At 71.1% G+C, this 13,796-nt stretch carries 17 protein-coding genes and 3 pseudogenes; 9 read left to right on the top strand and 11 right to left on the bottom strand.

The genetic code is table 11. The features are described 5' to 3' along the window. Positions 1–36 precede the first annotated feature (36 nt). Positions 37–1,068 (bottom strand): medium chain dehydrogenase/reductase family protein, encoded by a 1,032-nt coding sequence (locus IF30_RS0133950; RefSeq protein ID WP_030245726.1) that lies wholly within the window; start codon positions 1,066–1,068, stop codon positions 37–39. Positions 1,069–1,208: 140 nt separating this feature from the next. Between IF30_RS0133950 and IF30_RS0133955 the strand changes: the two genes are divergently transcribed. Beyond that, complete coding sequence (locus IF30_RS0133955) at positions 1,209–1,874, top strand: TetR/AcrR family transcriptional regulator (RefSeq protein WP_030245727.1); 666 nt, start codon at positions 1,209–1,211, stop codon at positions 1,872–1,874. A 543-nt stretch (positions 1,875–2,417) separates the two neighbouring features. Then, positions 2,418–2,774 (top strand): annotated as a pseudogene (locus tag IF30_RS48850) (transposase); the annotation flags it as partial. A gap of 67 nt (positions 2,775–2,841) precedes the next feature. On the opposite strand, the gene IF30_RS0133965 reads toward IF30_RS48850, so the two are convergent. After that, positions 2,842–3,696: a patatin-like phospholipase family protein gene (locus IF30_RS0133965; protein ID WP_030245729.1), complete on the bottom strand. Its 855-nt coding sequence runs from the start codon at positions 3,694–3,696 to the stop codon at positions 2,842–2,844. Between the two features lie 82 nt (positions 3,697–3,778). On the opposite strand from IF30_RS0133965, the gene IF30_RS0133970 reads away from it, so the two are divergent. Both IF30_RS0133970 and IF30_RS45895 read left to right on the top strand, forming a co-directional pair. Next, positions 3,779–4,339, top strand: a complete 561-nt coding sequence (locus IF30_RS0133970; RefSeq protein WP_030245731.1) for a TetR/AcrR family transcriptional regulator — start codon at positions 3,779–3,781, stop codon at positions 4,337–4,339. Positions 4,340–4,437: 98 nt separating this feature from the next. Beyond that, positions 4,438–4,647, top strand: a complete 210-nt coding sequence (locus tag IF30_RS45895; protein WP_078891917.1) for a hypothetical protein — start codon at positions 4,438–4,440, stop codon at positions 4,645–4,647. A gap of 129 nt (positions 4,648–4,776) precedes the next feature. Here the strand turns inward: IF30_RS45895 and IF30_RS0133980 are convergent, their stop codons facing one another. From IF30_RS0133980 to IF30_RS45905, 3 genes and pseudogenes are all read right to left on the bottom strand, one after another. After that, positions 4,777–5,364 carry a histidine phosphatase family protein gene (locus tag IF30_RS0133980; RefSeq protein ID WP_030245732.1) on the bottom strand — a complete coding sequence of 196 codons (588 nt, stop codon included), beginning with the start codon at positions 5,362–5,364 and terminating at the stop codon, positions 4,777–4,779. 556 nt (positions 5,365–5,920) lie between these two features. Continuing rightward, positions 5,921–6,571 carry a hypothetical protein gene (locus IF30_RS48235; protein ID WP_051711780.1) on the bottom strand — a complete coding sequence of 217 codons (651 nt, stop codon included), beginning with the start codon at positions 6,569–6,571 and terminating at the stop codon, positions 5,921–5,923. A gap of 117 nt (positions 6,572–6,688) precedes the next feature. After that, a pseudogene (locus IF30_RS45905) lies at positions 6,689–6,962 on the bottom strand (IS110 family transposase); the annotation flags it as partial. A gap of 131 nt (positions 6,963–7,093) precedes the next feature. On the opposite strand from IF30_RS45905, the gene IF30_RS0133995 reads away from it, so the two are divergent. Then, the gene (locus IF30_RS0133995) at positions 7,094–7,981 is read left to right on the top strand and encodes a terpene synthase family protein (RefSeq protein ID WP_158835694.1); all 888 of its coding nucleotides are present in this window, start codon (positions 7,094–7,096) and stop codon (positions 7,979–7,981) included. Positions 7,982–8,085: 104 nt separating this feature from the next. On the opposite strand, the gene IF30_RS49885 is transcribed toward IF30_RS0133995, so the two are convergent. Continuing rightward, entirely contained in the window at positions 8,086–8,352 is a 267-nt protein-coding gene (locus IF30_RS49885; RefSeq protein WP_234322943.1) for a hypothetical protein, read from the bottom strand. On the opposite strand from IF30_RS49885, the pseudogene uppS reads away from it, so the two are divergent. Continuing rightward, positions 8,333–8,725, top strand: a pseudogene (gene uppS, locus IF30_RS49890) (polyprenyl diphosphate synthase); the annotation flags it as partial. The gene IF30_RS49885 and the pseudogene uppS overlap by 20 nt on opposite strands. 163 nt (positions 8,726–8,888) lie before the next feature. On the opposite strand, the gene IF30_RS42385 reads toward uppS, so the two are convergent. From IF30_RS42385 to IF30_RS44155, 3 genes are all read right to left on the bottom strand, one after another. Beyond that, a complete protein-coding gene (locus IF30_RS42385) occupies positions 8,889–9,119 on the bottom strand; it encodes a DUF6332 family protein (protein ID WP_324605675.1) in 231 nt (76 codons plus the stop codon). A gap of 79 nt (positions 9,120–9,198) precedes the next feature. Continuing rightward, positions 9,199–9,744, bottom strand: coding sequence for an SMI1/KNR4 family protein (locus IF30_RS0134015; RefSeq protein WP_030245739.1), 546 nt, complete (start codon positions 9,742–9,744; stop codon positions 9,199–9,201). 73 nt (positions 9,745–9,817) lie between these two features. Then, positions 9,818–10,198, bottom strand: a complete 381-nt coding sequence (locus tag IF30_RS44155) for a YybH family protein (RefSeq protein ID WP_051711783.1) — start codon at positions 10,196–10,198, stop codon at positions 9,818–9,820. Positions 10,199–10,334: 136 nt separating this feature from the next. Between IF30_RS44155 and IF30_RS0134025 the strand changes: the two genes are divergently transcribed. Next, on the top strand, positions 10,335–11,291 hold the full coding sequence (locus IF30_RS0134025) for an AraC family transcriptional regulator (protein WP_030245743.1): 957 nt from the start codon (positions 10,335–10,337) through the stop codon (positions 11,289–11,291). A gap of 64 nt (positions 11,292–11,355) precedes the next feature. Here IF30_RS0134025 and IF30_RS50875 read toward each other — a convergent pair whose 3' ends face one another. Beyond that, positions 11,356–11,625 carry a DUF3592 domain-containing protein gene (locus tag IF30_RS50875; RefSeq protein WP_030245745.1) on the bottom strand — a complete coding sequence of 90 codons (270 nt, stop codon included), beginning with the start codon at positions 11,623–11,625 and terminating at the stop codon, positions 11,356–11,358. Between the two features lie 186 nt (positions 11,626–11,811). Then, a complete protein-coding gene (locus IF30_RS0134035; RefSeq protein ID WP_030245747.1) occupies positions 11,812–12,609 on the bottom strand; it encodes an alpha/beta fold hydrolase in 798 nt (265 codons plus the stop codon). A gap of 36 nt (positions 12,610–12,645) precedes the next feature. Between IF30_RS0134035 and IF30_RS0134040 the strand changes: the two genes are divergently transcribed. Continuing rightward, positions 12,646–13,266 (top strand): TetR/AcrR family transcriptional regulator, encoded by a 621-nt coding sequence (locus tag IF30_RS0134040; protein ID WP_030245748.1) that lies wholly within the window; start codon positions 12,646–12,648, stop codon positions 13,264–13,266. A 182-nt stretch (positions 13,267–13,448) separates the two neighbouring features. After that, positions 13,449–13,781: a hypothetical protein gene (locus IF30_RS0134045; RefSeq protein ID WP_030245749.1), complete on the top strand. Its 333-nt coding sequence runs from the start codon at positions 13,449–13,451 to the stop codon at positions 13,779–13,781. Positions 13,782–13,796 lie beyond the last annotated feature (15 nt).

A 13,796-nucleotide genomic window follows, 5' to 3' on the forward strand; every position in this document is an offset into this window, starting at 1 on the left:
CGCGGGCCGCCGGCGGGTCCGCGGGCCGTCGGCGGGTCAGGCGCGCAGGACGACCTTTCCGGCGACGGTGCCGGACTCGGCCAGGCGCATGGCCTCGGCGGCCCGGGTGAGGGGGAGTTCGGCGGCGATCTGCGCGGTGACCTCGCCGCTGCGCAGCGCCTCGAACACCGCGGTGAGGTCGGTGCGCAGCCGGGCCCGGAAGCGGCTGCGGTTCAGTGCCCGGCCGGCCCAGACGTTGTAGAAGTGGGCGTGGCGGCCGTTGGGCAGGGCGTTCCACAGCCATACGCGGCCGAGCAGTTTGAGGACGGGCCACTGCTTGGAGCCGTCGTCGTCGCGGGTGGAGGCGCTGCCGTAGGAGACGAGGGTGCCGCCGGGTGCGAGCAGGTGCCAGGAGTCGGTCAGGCTGCGGCCGCCGACGTGGTCGAAGACGGCGTCCACGCCTGCCGGGGCGAGTTCCCGGACGCGGGCGGCGACGTCCTCGGTGCGGTAGTCGACCGGGATCACTGCCCGCTCGCGCAGGGCCGCGTGGTGGCGTGCGGATGCGGTGCCGATCACCTTCGCGCCGGCGGCCTGGGCGAGTTGGACCAGGACCGAGCCGACACCGCCGTTGGCGCCGTGCACGAGGACGGTCTGCCCGGCCCGGACGCGTGCCTTGCGGTGCAGCATCTGCCATGCGGTGATGCCGTTGACCACCACCGTCTCGGCCTGTGCGGGCCCGATGCCGTCGGGCACCGGGACCAGGTCGGCGGCGTCGGCGAGCACGTGGCTGGCCCAGCCGCCGACCTTCAGCAGTGCCGCGACCCGCGTGCCGACCAGGCCCGGGTCGACTCCGTCACCGACCGCGGCGACTGTTCCGACCAGGTCGTAGCCCGGGACGAAGGGGAAGGGCGGCTGGTCGTAGTAGCGGCCGCGGCGCATCTGCTGTTCGGCGAAGGAGACTCCGGTCGCCTCCATGCGGACGACGGCCTGCCCCGGGCCGGCGGCCGGAACGGACCCGTACCGCACCTCGAGGCCCTCCGGCTCGACCTTGCCCGGCAGCACGACCTCGATCAGTTCCCCGGCGTTCACGACGACCTCCTCGACTGCCCACCCACACCGTTAGTGGGTGGCGCTTCTGTTAGAAGTTATAACGCCACCGCTGAGTGACAGTCAAGAGCGGCCGTAATACCCTCTAACAAGCAAGTGACCTCCCCGAAAGGAACGAACACATGGCCACGGCGGGCAAGGACACCCCCCGCGAGCGCTACCGCGCGCAACTACGTGCGGAGGTCAAGGAACGCGCCTGGGAGCAGATCGCCGCCGCCGGCGCCGCGGGACTGTCCCTGAACGCCATCGCCAAGCAGATGGGCCTCAGCGGCCCCGCCCTCTACCGGTACTTCGCCAGCCGGGACGACCTGATCACCGAACTGATCCGCGACGCCTACCGCAGCCTCGCCGACACGATCCGCACCGCCGCCGCATCCGGCGCCGACCTCGCCGGCCTCGGCCACGCCCTGCGCGACTGGGCGCTGGCCGACCCCCAGCGCTACTTCCTCGTCTACGGCACGCCCGTCCCCGGCTACCACGCCCCCGACGACACCACCGCCATCGCCGCCGAGATCATGAGCGCCCTCCTCGACGCCGCGCAGTCCCCCGCTATCCCCGCCCAGGAGAACGCCGACCACCAGCCCGACGCCCACCTGGAAGCCCACCTCGCCGAACACCGCCACTGGGCGGGCGACCACCCCGCCCCTCCCGCAGCCCTACGCCGCGCCCTGCGCTTCTGGACCCGCCTGCACGGCGTTCTCTCCCTCGAACTCGCCGGCCACTTCACCGGTATGGGCTTGGACCCCGCCCAGCTCTACGACAACGAACTGCACCACCTCACCCCGTAGCTCACCAGCCGGACGGCCGGAGTCGCCCTCGGGCTAGGCAGAACAGGGCTGCCACCCGGCTTCCCGCAGGCGCCGACGACCCGCTTCGGCGTCGGACGACGATGCCCCAGTCCGGTCTCAGGTCGGCGGCAGGGAGCGCCGCCGGTGATGGCCCGGTTCGGGTGTCTCGGGCCCGGCGGGCGCCGACAGCCGGGCAGCGGCCGGGAAAAGGACCGTCCCGCCGACGGAGCCCCGTGATCTTCCGGCGGCCCCGGCAGGTGTCGGGGCACGCAGCCGGGCCGGTGGCGGTGAGACGGGCGAGCGGGACGCGGAGCCGGTGTGGCCGGTCAGAACTCGGCGAGCGTCCCCGCTGTTGAAGGACAGCTGTTCGAGGCGTGGAGGGTCCATCGTGGGCAGCCGGACTGTGACGGTGAAGCATGAACACGGTCTGATCTGCAGGGCAGGCGCAGCAGGTCCAGCCCAGATTCACCGACATCGCGTCGCAGCTGCCCGCACCCAGCCGGACGACCACCGCCTCCGGCTCCTCGCCGTCGACGATCCGGTCCGCCGCGTAGGCCAAGGCGACACAGGCACTCTCGTGGGCCAGCCGCAGAAGGAGAGGCCAGCCCGTGGGCGAGGGGCAGGGGGTCTTCAAGCGGCCAGCAGCGACCTGGCCGACCTCATCTACGTGCTGCGGACCGGTGTCGCGTGGCGTGGTGTCCCCGCGCAGCTTGCGGGCTGCTCCGGGTCACGGCATGGCGCCGGCTGCGGGACTGGACCGAGGCCGGTGTCTGGCCCCGCCTTTACACCTTCACACCTTCACACCTTCACACCGCACTGCTGACCGAACTGCGCCGCGCGGACCTGCTGGACCTGCTGGACCTGGACGACTGCGCCGTGGACGGCGCGCACGCCCGGGCAGACGGCCTACTGGCGGTTGGTCGACAGCCTGGAGGGCGGGGCAGCGGGCCTCAGAAGATCGCGGCGATCAGTCCGCATCGGATCCGGTCCTCCACGCGAGGCGGAGCTGCTCGGCAGCAGCAGCGGCTTGGCCAAGCCCCGCCTGGTAAGCCGGCTGCCACGCTGTCCGGTCGTTCAGGTTCGGGCCGATAGCGCGTATCGATGTCGGATCGGGCTCGATGGTCACCACGGTGGTCGCCCCGGCGACCGCCAGCTCCCGGTGGAGCAGTTCGCGGGGAAACAGGTGCGCCTGCGGGTCCACCACGACGAGCGTGCGGGCTCCGGCAGCAAGGCCGGCGTTGGTCGCCGACCGCAGCGAACCGTCCATGTAGCGGCGGCCGTTGATGGTAATCGGTGGGTAGATCCCCGGGAAGGCCGTGCTTGCCGCCACGGCGGAGGGCAGCGGTGCACCACCGGCACGGTCGAAGACCTTCGGCTCGCCGGTCTCGGCGTCCATCGCGGTGATGAGAAGCCGCCGGTCCGGCCATCGATCTGCGCCGACCAATGCGCCCATCCGGTCGACATGCGCCTGTTCGGGACCGGTCTCGGCGACGACTGCGATCCGGCCCGCCCGGCGCCATGCCTCGGCCGGATTCGAGGCGGCACCACCGAGCACGGCGAACACCTCCTCCAGCCGGCGCCCGTCCACCTGGGGCGGGGTGCCGCCGGATCCGGCCGGGCGCACAGGCGTGGCGAGCCGGCAGGGGTTCTGACCGGAGGCCAGCACCGCACCGATGATCGCGCCGGTCGATGTTCCGACGATCAGGTCGGCCTCGCCAAGGTCCATTCCGGCCTGACGCAGCCCGCAGGCCATTCCGGCCATCCAGGCCGCACCAACGGGGCCTCCGGCACCGAGCGCGAGTGCCCGCTCAAGTGTGGCCACGACTGCCTCCTCCCGTTATTGAAACAGTCGCACCATATACTGGCGCTGAGTCAGATCGCAGCAGAGACAAGGACAGAGCTCCGTGGGACGACCTCCGGACCCCGCCCGGCGGGAGCGCACCCTGGCGCGGGCGACCGACTACGTGTTGGGCCACGGCCTGGTCGGGTTGAGCCTGCGGCCGCTGGCCGCGGCCCTCGGCACCAGCCCGCGGATGCTGCTCTACGACTTCGGCAGCAAGCAGGAGTTGGTCGCCGCCGTCCTCGCCGAGGCTCGCCGCCGCGGGGCGGCCCGGCTGGCCGAGAACCTCCCTCCGCAGGCAACCTCCCCGGAAGGACACCTGCGCGGCATCTGGGCCTGGTTCAGCGAGCCCGAGCGCGCCGGGTACGTCCGGCTGATGTTCGAGGTGCACGCCGACGGCCTGGTCCACCCCGAGAACTACCCGAACCAGGCCGAGGCGATCACGGGCTGGTTCAACGCTCTCAACACCACGTTCCGCGACATCGCCACCGGCCCTGACGACACCGTCGCGCCCACCCTGGTCATGGCCGTCATCCGGGGCCTCCTGTTCGACCTCACGACCACCGGCGACCGCCGTCGCACCGACCACGCCCTGGACCGCTTCTGCGAACTTCTTTGGCATTGAAGGGTGACAGGCTGGATCCGCTTGCTCACCGAATGCGCCGGTCTGCCCGTGTCCTTGGCGATCTCGGGCGCCACCGTCGACAGCCAGGCCTGATCCCGTTGGCCGAGACCATCCCGCCGATCCGCTCGCGCCGAGGCCCCAGGCGCCCCGGACCCGGCAAACTGCACGGCGACAAGGCCGACGACCACCGCTCCATCCGCTCCTACCTGCAACGACGGCAGATCACGGCACGCCTCGGCCGCCGAGGCGCCGAGTCCTCCGACCGCCTCGTCCGGCACCGCCGGGTGATCGAAGGGACCGTGGCCTGACTGGGCGGCTTCCGCCGCCTCCATCACCGCTACCAGTTCAAGGCCGACCATTTCGCCGGGTACGCCGGCGTCGCCGCGGCTCTCATTGCTACCGGCATCTCGCACGGCAGGCGTGACGCCGGTCTGCCGCTACGGGACGTTCCAGGCAGAGATGACCGGCTGCCCCTGCTCAACGGCCAGGAAACCGAGAGAGCCCGGGTGCGGGTGGCCGAGCAGGCGGGCGGCGGAAGCATCGAGCCCGAGCCAGCGCACGGCGATCACTCGCGCCAGATGGCCGTGAGCGACCACGGCCACATCGCCATGGTTCAGCAGCGGCCGGATCCGATCCAGCGCCGCGTCCGTGCGCGCGGCCACCTGCTGGAGCTCCTCGCCAGGATGGGCGGCATCCCCGGGAATGACGCCGTCCCGCCACAGGTCCCAGCCCGGCCGCGTCTCCTGGATCTGCTCGGCGGTCAGTCCCTCATAGCCGCCGTAGTCCCACTCCACCAGGTCCGGATCCGGCTTTGCGCCGGTCAAACCGGCAAGCTCGGCTGTCCGCATCGCACGGCTCAGCGGGCTGCTGAACACCGCGACCAGACGACGTCGGGCCAGCCTCGGAGCGAGCGCCCTGGCCGCGGCCTCACCCGCATCGGTCAGCGCAACGTCGGTGCGGCCAGCGTGCCGGCCCGACAGGCTCCACTCGGTCTGACCATGCCGGACGACTATCAGTGCTCCCATGGCCGTGGACGGTATCTGATGACCCGTTCACGGCTCAGGGTGTCCCTCAGCCTATGCGTCGGCCAGGGTGCCCGCTCACGACCAGGCGTCGGTGCAGCTCACAGACGGGAAGCCGGAGAGGGGCCGGGTGTTGAGCGGTCTCCCACCGCGGAACGCTCCGCCAGGCCCACGGACCTCGCCTCGGGTGCGGCGACGCCCGCCGCACCCAGCAGTCAGGCTCCCGTGACACCCGGCACGGCCAGCAGCCGGCCCTGACCTGCCCCACCGAACGGACGGCCGCCGGGCCCGCCGGTGCCAGGGCGTCCTCATTCGGTGCCGAAGGCTCTCGGAAGGCCCCTGGGACGACGAGTCGGTCGCGGCGGCGCAGCGAAGGCCCGCGCCGCCCGGCGGCCGAGGGCACCACAGGCGGATGTTGCCGTTCTCGTCGACGAGGATGGTCAGCTCGCCGCTGGGGTTCTCCCGCAGGATCTTGGTGCCACACCCGACCATGTCGCTCACCAGCCGACGGCGAGGTGCGGCAGGTCCGCGACCTGGCCGCCAGCTGGCTGGCGGTGGGTCAGCCGTTCAGCTTCGCGTACAGGCCGCGGCCCGGGCGCTGTACTCGGCCGGCCTTGGCCAGGCGCTCCAGCATGGTGCGCACCGCGTTCATGTTGACACTGGTCCGCACCGGCCCGGTCCCCCGGGCCGCGACCGTCTTCTTCGCCGGGGTGCGCGGCCGCGCGCCGTCGACGGTCTTCGTCGCCGCGGCCTTCTTTGCCGCGCTCTTCTCCGCCGTGGCCTTCTTTGCCGCGGTCTTCTTCGCGGGAGCCGCTTTCTTCACCGTGGTCTTCTTGGCCGTGGTCTTCTTGGCCGTGGTCTTCTTGGCGGCGGTCTTCTTCGCCGTCTTCGTGGCCGGGTCCGTGCGCGTGGTGGCCTTCTTGGCCGGGTCGCCGCCCTGGTCCGGGCCCGCCTGGGTTTCGGCCGCGATCTGCTGCGGCCGGACCCCGACGATGGCGTCCGCCTCTGCCCGAATGCTGCCCACCGGCGTGATGTCCTGTGAGGCCTGCAGTCCGGCCAGGGCCCGCAGGCTCTCGATGGCGGCGCGTACGGCGTTCTCGCGCGCCACGGCGGCGGTCAGGTCGTCCTCCAGGCGCCGCCGGCGGGCCTCGATGCCGGGAAGTTCCGCCTCCAGGTGGGCGATGGTGTCACTGAAACGGCTTTCTGCCACGGTTCCTCGTCTCGTTCGCCCACGCGAATGTCCGCAGGGACTGTGCGATCTCTACCCCGCTGCCGCCCACCGCCACCACACCGCGACCTGCAACTTCGGAGTCGACTCACACGCGAAAAGAGGTCGGGCCTCCCCAAGCTCGCCGATCTGGGCTTCGACGGCTCGCCGCTGTTCGTGGACGGCGGCGAGCGACCGTGCCGGGGACGGCACCACCACGTCCAGGGCGGTGGTGCCGGGGACGACGACGTGCTGCTCGAGCAGGCGGGTTGACGGCGGGGTGGTCCAGGCACGGGCCGAGGACGCGTTCGAGGGAAGGGTGGAACCGGGTGAGCAGGCCGCGCAGGCGGTTACTGGTGCGGGTCGCCTCGGCGGCGAGGTCCTGGTCGAAGCCGGGACGTCGTGACAGCGCAGGGCGCACTGCGAGGGATCCCGTCGTCCGTAAGCTCCTGTGCGCCCTTACCGCGCGGCCCGGGACGGTGGTGTCATGTGTCCATCACTTCGTCGGACCCGAGGCAGAAGGCCGTGAACGCCAGCGACGCGCTTGTCATCCCCCCGTTCACACTGCCGTTCCCGCAACAGCTCCATCCCGACGCTCCCAGGGCTGCCGACCATGCCCGGGCCTGGGCCGCGCGGACCGGACTCTACGCATCCGCACAGCTTGCCGAACGTGCCTACAGCCAGCAGTGCGACCAGTTCGCCGCTTGGGTCTACCCCACCGCGCCCCGCGACCGTCTGAACACGTTGTCCTGCCTGGACCTGATGATGTTCCTCGACGACGACCACGCGGACGAGGAGGCTCCACGCCCGCACGCCCTGACCCAGACGCCGCTGCTGTCGGTGATCGAGAAACCGATGGGCCCTGCCTGGCGGGCACGTTTCCGTGCCCACCTCGCGGACTGGAACCAGGTCAACATCGAGGCCGGCATCCGCCGCCGGCAGTCAGCGGTCCCTCCCGCCCCGGGCGATTACATTCCCTGGCGCCGGATCTCCTCCACGCTGCTGTGGCACTTCGACCTGATCGAGTACGCCCAGGGTCACGAACTCGCTGACGACTTCGTCGCCGGCTCCCTGTACCGGTCCCTCATCGACTGCGCGGCCGACATCGCCGCCTGGACCAACGACCTGTTCTCCGCGCCGAAGGAACTCGCGGCCGGCGAGCCGAACAACCTCCTGGCCGTCCTCGCCCACCACGACGGGCTCAGCCTCCAGCAGGCGGCCGCCGTCACCGTCGACTTGATCGCTGACCGCGTTCGGCACTTCCAGGCCGCGCGCGCCGCACTCGTGCTCGCCGTCGGCGACGGCTCACCTGCTGTGAACCCGCTGGTGGAGTGGGCCGACGGTGTGGGCCGATGGGCGGGCGGCAACCTCGGGTTCTGCCGTGTCTCGGGCCGCTACCCCGCTCGGTCCTGACACCTGGGACCGCACGGGCCCGGAAGGTCCCTCGGACCAGAGACCAGTCTGCGGGCTCGGTACGGCGAGTGCCCGCTGGAGGAGCCGCACGGCGACGTCCCCTTCTACACAGCCCTGGGGTCCTTGGTCCCGGTCACAGCCACACCGAAGGTGAGCGCGCCCGCCAGCAGCGCGCAGGCGAAGGTGACGGCCGCCCACCGCCCGAGGGAGTCGACCTGGTCGCCGAGCCCGAGCAGTTGCCAGACGGTGTCCCGCAGCGCCAACGAGACCGGCAGTGCCAACGCGCCTGCGGTGGCCGCGATCCGGGCGGCCCGTCGCGTTCTCGATGCGGGAGGCGGCGCGGCGAACCGCAGGACGCTGTTGCAGATCATCACGGAGGTCACCCGCACCTGCACCACCGGCGCCCACGTCACCCTGGCCGTCGGCTACGGCGGCCGCCAGGAGGTCGTCGACGCCGTGCGCGTCCTGATGTACGCGCAGGCCGAAGCGGGGGCGTCACTGACCGAGGCCGCGGACGCCCTGACCGTCGACGACATCGCCCCGCACCTGTACACCGCCGGCCAGCCCGATCCCGACCTGGTCATCCGTACCAGCGGGGAACAACGGCTGTCGAACTTCCTGCTCTGGCAGAGCGCCTACTCGGAGCTGTACTTCTGCGAGGCCTACTGGCCGGCGTTCCGCGAGGTCGACTTCCTTCGCGCCGTCCGCAGCTTCGCGGCCAGGCAGCGGCGCTACGGCGGATGAGCCCGGTCTCGTAGGGCGGCCCCGGCTCGGCCGGTGCCGCCCCTTTCCGTGGCGGCGGGTGACGAGGAACCGCAGCAGGTGCCCGAGCGCGTCCAGGACCCGGCCTCGCCGGTCGCCACCAGGTCCAGGTTCTCCAGCAGGTTCAGCATCACCGGCCCCGTGTTCAGAGGCCCCGGCGGCGATGCGCGTCAAAGCGGTGCAGGGCCCGCGCCAGCCGCCAGGACCCGGCAACCGACCCGACCACGGCGCCGGCCGTCAGCACGATCTCGCCCACGGGGCCGGACACGCCGAGGAACAGCGCGGGAACGAGTGCCACCGCGTGTACGGCCGCGGCCAGCAGAGTGCCGTCACGAACGCGAAAACGATCTCCACCGGAATCGCGTCCTTCTGCCACTGAGACTCCCGACCGACCCGTCTCCATGCCGCAAGGCTCACGCACCACCCCAGCGCCGGGCGCCCCCCGATCGTCCGGTTCAGGCGGACCAGGCCCGCAGCAGGTCCAGGAACGACCCGCACTCCACCTCGGTCGACGGCCCGCAGTCCACACTGATCACCTGCCCCACCCGGCCACCCCGCAGCGGCACCATGTCGACCGCCCGGTAGGAGCTGTCGCCGCCGTCGTGGACCGGCAGCCACCCCGCGTACCAGGAGTTGCCCTGGCGCACGGGGTGACCGTTGCGCTCGTTCCACTCGCAGCCGCAGTCCTCGTCACCGTCCTGGTGGTCGCACCACGTGTCGATGCACTCCAGCAGCCCCTCCCGCATCTCCACGATCCGCCGTAGCGGCAGGATCTCGATCGGCGGCCCCCACTCCGGGCGCTCGCCGGAACTCGGCACGTACCCGCCGTCGTGCAGCAGGTACGAGGCGCGCATCTCCTCCGGGAGGCCGTACCCGAGCGCCTGCTCCGCCGCCCGGACCTGTTCCTCCGTCGCCGGAGGGTTCAGACCGCCGGGGCCGGTCGGCATCCGCGCCTCCATGACCGCCCAGACCCGCGCGGCCTCTTCGTATGGGGAGTTCATGCGCGACAAGGTAGTTCACTCCGCGGACAGCCCTTCGGCGGCCGGTACCGGACGCCGTTACCGGGGTTCGGGTTCAGGCGATACCGAGGGGGTTGAGGAGGGTGAAGCGCCAGCCGCCATCGGCGTCCCGGCGGGCGATGTTGGCGGTGGTGCCGGTCGGAGTGAGCCGTTCGCCGTCGGGGCCGTCGATCTCCAGCGTCCAGTCGGTCACCAGGAGCGCGGTGTCGGCTCCGACCAGCGCGTGCCGGTGGACGTTCGTCAGCCTGCCGCGGGCGGCGACCGTCCCCCCGAGCTCCGTGCGCAGCGCTTCGGCGCCGGTGAGGAGCCCGCCGCTCACCGTGCGCATGCCGGCCTCCGCGGCGAAAAGGGCCAGCACGCCGTCCACGTCACCGGCGTTCAGGGCGTTCTGGAACAGAATCGGCAGCTCGGCGGGATCCTTGACGACAGAAGACATGGTGGAAGGTCCTTCCTTTGATGGAGGGGGCGGTGACGGTCCGTCGGTGCGCCACCCGGTGTGGCGCTCGCCCCCGTCCGTGCCTCCACGATGCCCGCGCGGTCCTCCGCGCGACGAGGTAGAGTCACGCCTCGACATGGTCAGAAGTGGACAGCAGCCCGGCATCGTCGACATCGCCTACGACAACCCCGACCGCCCCCACACCGGCATCGAGGTACTGACCTTCGACGTGCTGAGAGCCCGGCTGATGGGATCGGTGGCACGGAGGCCGAGCCGCCTCGACTTCCACCAGCTCGTCCTGGTACGCCGGGGCGAGGGCCGCGCGATGGTCGATTTCACCGCCCATCCGTGCACCCGCGGCACCCTGCTCCACCTGCGCCCCGGTCAGGTACAGCGCCTGCCCGTCGGCAGCGACGACCGCCCCGCGGACCTCGACGCCACCCTGCTGCTGTTCACCGCCGACTTCCCACCGCCGCTGCCCGCCATCCGCGAGGTCCTCGACGGCTTCGGCCCGGTCGCCCGGCAACTGCCACCCGCCGAATTCGACGTCCTCAACCGCGCCGTCACCGACCTCCACGCGGAGTATCGAAGACTGCGCGACGGCCGGCAGCCCGCCCCGCACCCGGAACTGACCGAAGCGTTGCTGCGCCAGCTCCTCGGCGCACTGCTCATCCGCCTGGCCCGCCTCCCCGACCCGGCCGCCGCCACACCCGGCCCGGCCGAAGGTCGCGGCCCCGGCCCCGATGGAGGCTCCGGCACGGCCGCCCCGCCCGGTGCCGAGGTCCACCTGGCCTTCCGCCGCGAGCTGGAGCGCTCCTTCGCCACCACCCGCTCCGTCGAGGACTACGCGGCGCGCCTCGGCTACTCCCCCAGGACCGTCACCCGTGCCTGCCTGGCCGCCACCGGCCGGAGCGCCAAGCAGCTCGCCGACGCCCGCGTCGCCCTGGAGGCGCAGCGGCTGCTCGCCCACACCGACCTGCCCGTGGCCGCGATCGGCCGCGCACTCGGCTTCACCGAGGCCACCAACTTCGGGAAGTTCTTCGCCCGCGAGACCGGCCGCACTCCCGGCGACTTCCGCCGCAGCCAGCAGTGAACGGGCCTCGCGGAGGCGCTGTTCTCCCCTACCGCCTGCCATGACGGCGCGGAACCCGGCGCCGTCAGTGTGCTGAGAAGTGGACCAGGGCGAGCATCGAGAGCGCCCCGGCTGTGCCGGTGAAGGGGAGCACGGTACCGGCGAAGCGCTGACCGCGGGTCGCAACCCGGGCGGTCTGCGGACGGCTCGGTAGACAGCCAACCGGCACCTCGACTCCGCGCTGCAGGCTGATGCCGGGTCCGGATCCCGTCTCGGTGATCCGGAACCGCCGGCCGTCGGCGGTGACGAAGGAGACGATCGGCGCGAAGCCGCCCCCTCGGCTGCCGGAGGACATGCGCCGGACGGCTGCGTGGCCCGTGTGTTCGGTCAGTCCTGCTGTTCGGGCGAACCGAATCTGTGACGGGGTCGTACTCGGCGTCTGTCGGCTGCGGCCGAGGAAGACCCTGCCGCGGTCCTCAGTCGGCAGCTGCCGCGCCGGAATCGACCGCGATCGCGACGCCATCGTCGCCGGTCTCACCCATCAAGTCGCGGCGAGGTTGTTGAGCAGGCGTCCCAGCTCTGCCGGCGCCTGAATGTGGACCAGGTGACCCTGGCCCGGAAGTTCGTGGACTCCGGCATGCGCGACGTGCTGCCGCACGAGGTCGAACGACGTTCCGTAGGGGGCCGTTCCGCGGTTACGTTGGCCGATGATCAAGTCGACCTGCTCCGCCTGCTGTGCCATCACGTCCGGAGGCGGTGTCGCGTTGAGCGCGCCGAGTTCGGCGTACAGCGGTCCGCTCAAGCGACGCAGTGTCGCCCAGCCATGAGGATCGGCCCGAAGGTCATCGACATGCGCTGCGGAGAAGCCGGAGATCTGCCGGTTGACGATCTCGACGCAGCGGTCCCAGTCCGCCGTCTCCGCTGCCACCTTCAGGTCCGGCAGTGCATGGAGTCCGAACGGCTGCATCACCGGCTCATAGGCGATCACCTGGTGAACCGGGCGCTCGTCGGCGGCCAGCAAGGTGATCATGCCGCCGTAGCTCCAACCGAAGAGAGCCGTCGCGCCGTCGAACTCGTCAAGGACCACGCCGAGGTCCTCAACCTCTGTCCGCAGCGAGTACGAGTTGGTCAACGGCCCCGAGGGGGCACGGCCACGACGGTTCACGACTACCACCGAGGGCCAAGCGTCGATGGCGCCCGCCACCTCACGCCACGTATGCGCATCGCTCATCACGCCCGGGACGACGACGAGGCCCGGTGCGTCCGGCTCCCCGTACACATCAACCGTGACCCAGCTGTCCCCGCCGACCGACAGCTTCTTCTGAATCGTTCGCTCCATAACGCTATTATGGAGCGAACGATCTACAATTCAAGCGTGACCGAACGCACCCGTGGACGCCCCCGAGCCTTCGACCGCGACCTTGCGGTCCTCGACGCTGCTCGCCTCTTCTGGCGACGTGGCTACTCCGGCACCTCGACCCGCACCCTGGCCGCGGCCCTCGGGCTTTCCACCTCCAGCATCTACGCCGCCTTCGGCAGCAAGGCCGGACTGTTCGAGGAAGCGGTGCGGACCTACGCCGAGCGTTACCGCGAGATCTACCAGCAGGCAGTTGCCGAGAACGACATCCAGGTGGTCATCGAACGCATCCTCACCGACTCGGTCCACGAGTTCACCCAGCCAAGCGACACGCACCCCGGATGTCTCATCAGCAGCGCCGTGATGACCGACAGCACGAGCACGCTCGATACCAGCGCCTACGTCGCCGAGCTGCACAGCTCGAACGAGCAGGCCCTCCTCGTGCGCATCGAACGAGCGATCCAGGACGGAGAACTGGCCGCGGGCACCAACGCAGCGGTCCTGACCGGGCTCATCCAATCCGTCTGGCACGGATTGTCGGTGCGATCCAACGTCGACACGGCTCGCGAGGACCTGCTCGCCACGGCGCAACTTGCTCACCAGCTGATCTGCCAACAACTCACGTCACCAACGTCCTGACCCGCGACATCTGGTGCTGTGACCGCATAGATTCGCCGGGTCGCGGACGCGGCGGCTTCAAGGGAGGCGTCCCGGTAAGATCGCGGACCCGGGGAGCGAGGGTGGGAAGGTATGACGATGGGAATACGCTCCGGCGCCCGCCTTGAGAACGGCGTCCTGGTCGAGCGCACCGAGGTGGCGGCATGACCGAGCCCCTCAACCCCGGCAGCCACGTCATCGAGGTGGAACTGGCGGTCGATCAGGTCACCATCGTGAACCCGGCCGAGGCCACCGCCACCGTTCGCTGCATACTCGGGCCCGTTCGCCGCGGCGCCCGCTTCGACCGCATCCGTGACTCGGCAGAAGCCATCGACCTGGAACTGACGCAGATCCTCGCCTACCACCGCTCCGTCGAGGAACTCGACCCCGTCCACACCGCGCTCGTGACCCTCCGAGGCGCAGGAGTCCAATTCCTGACGTCAGCCACCCCGCGCTCCCGCTGGCAGACCATCCGGGGAACCAACCCGCTGCCATGACCGAGCCATCCACAG

Origin of the sequence: Streptomyces sp. NRRL S-350 (assembly GCF_000719705.1) — a bacterium.
GTDB lineage: Bacteria > Actinomycetota > Actinomycetes > Streptomycetales > Streptomycetaceae > Kitasatospora.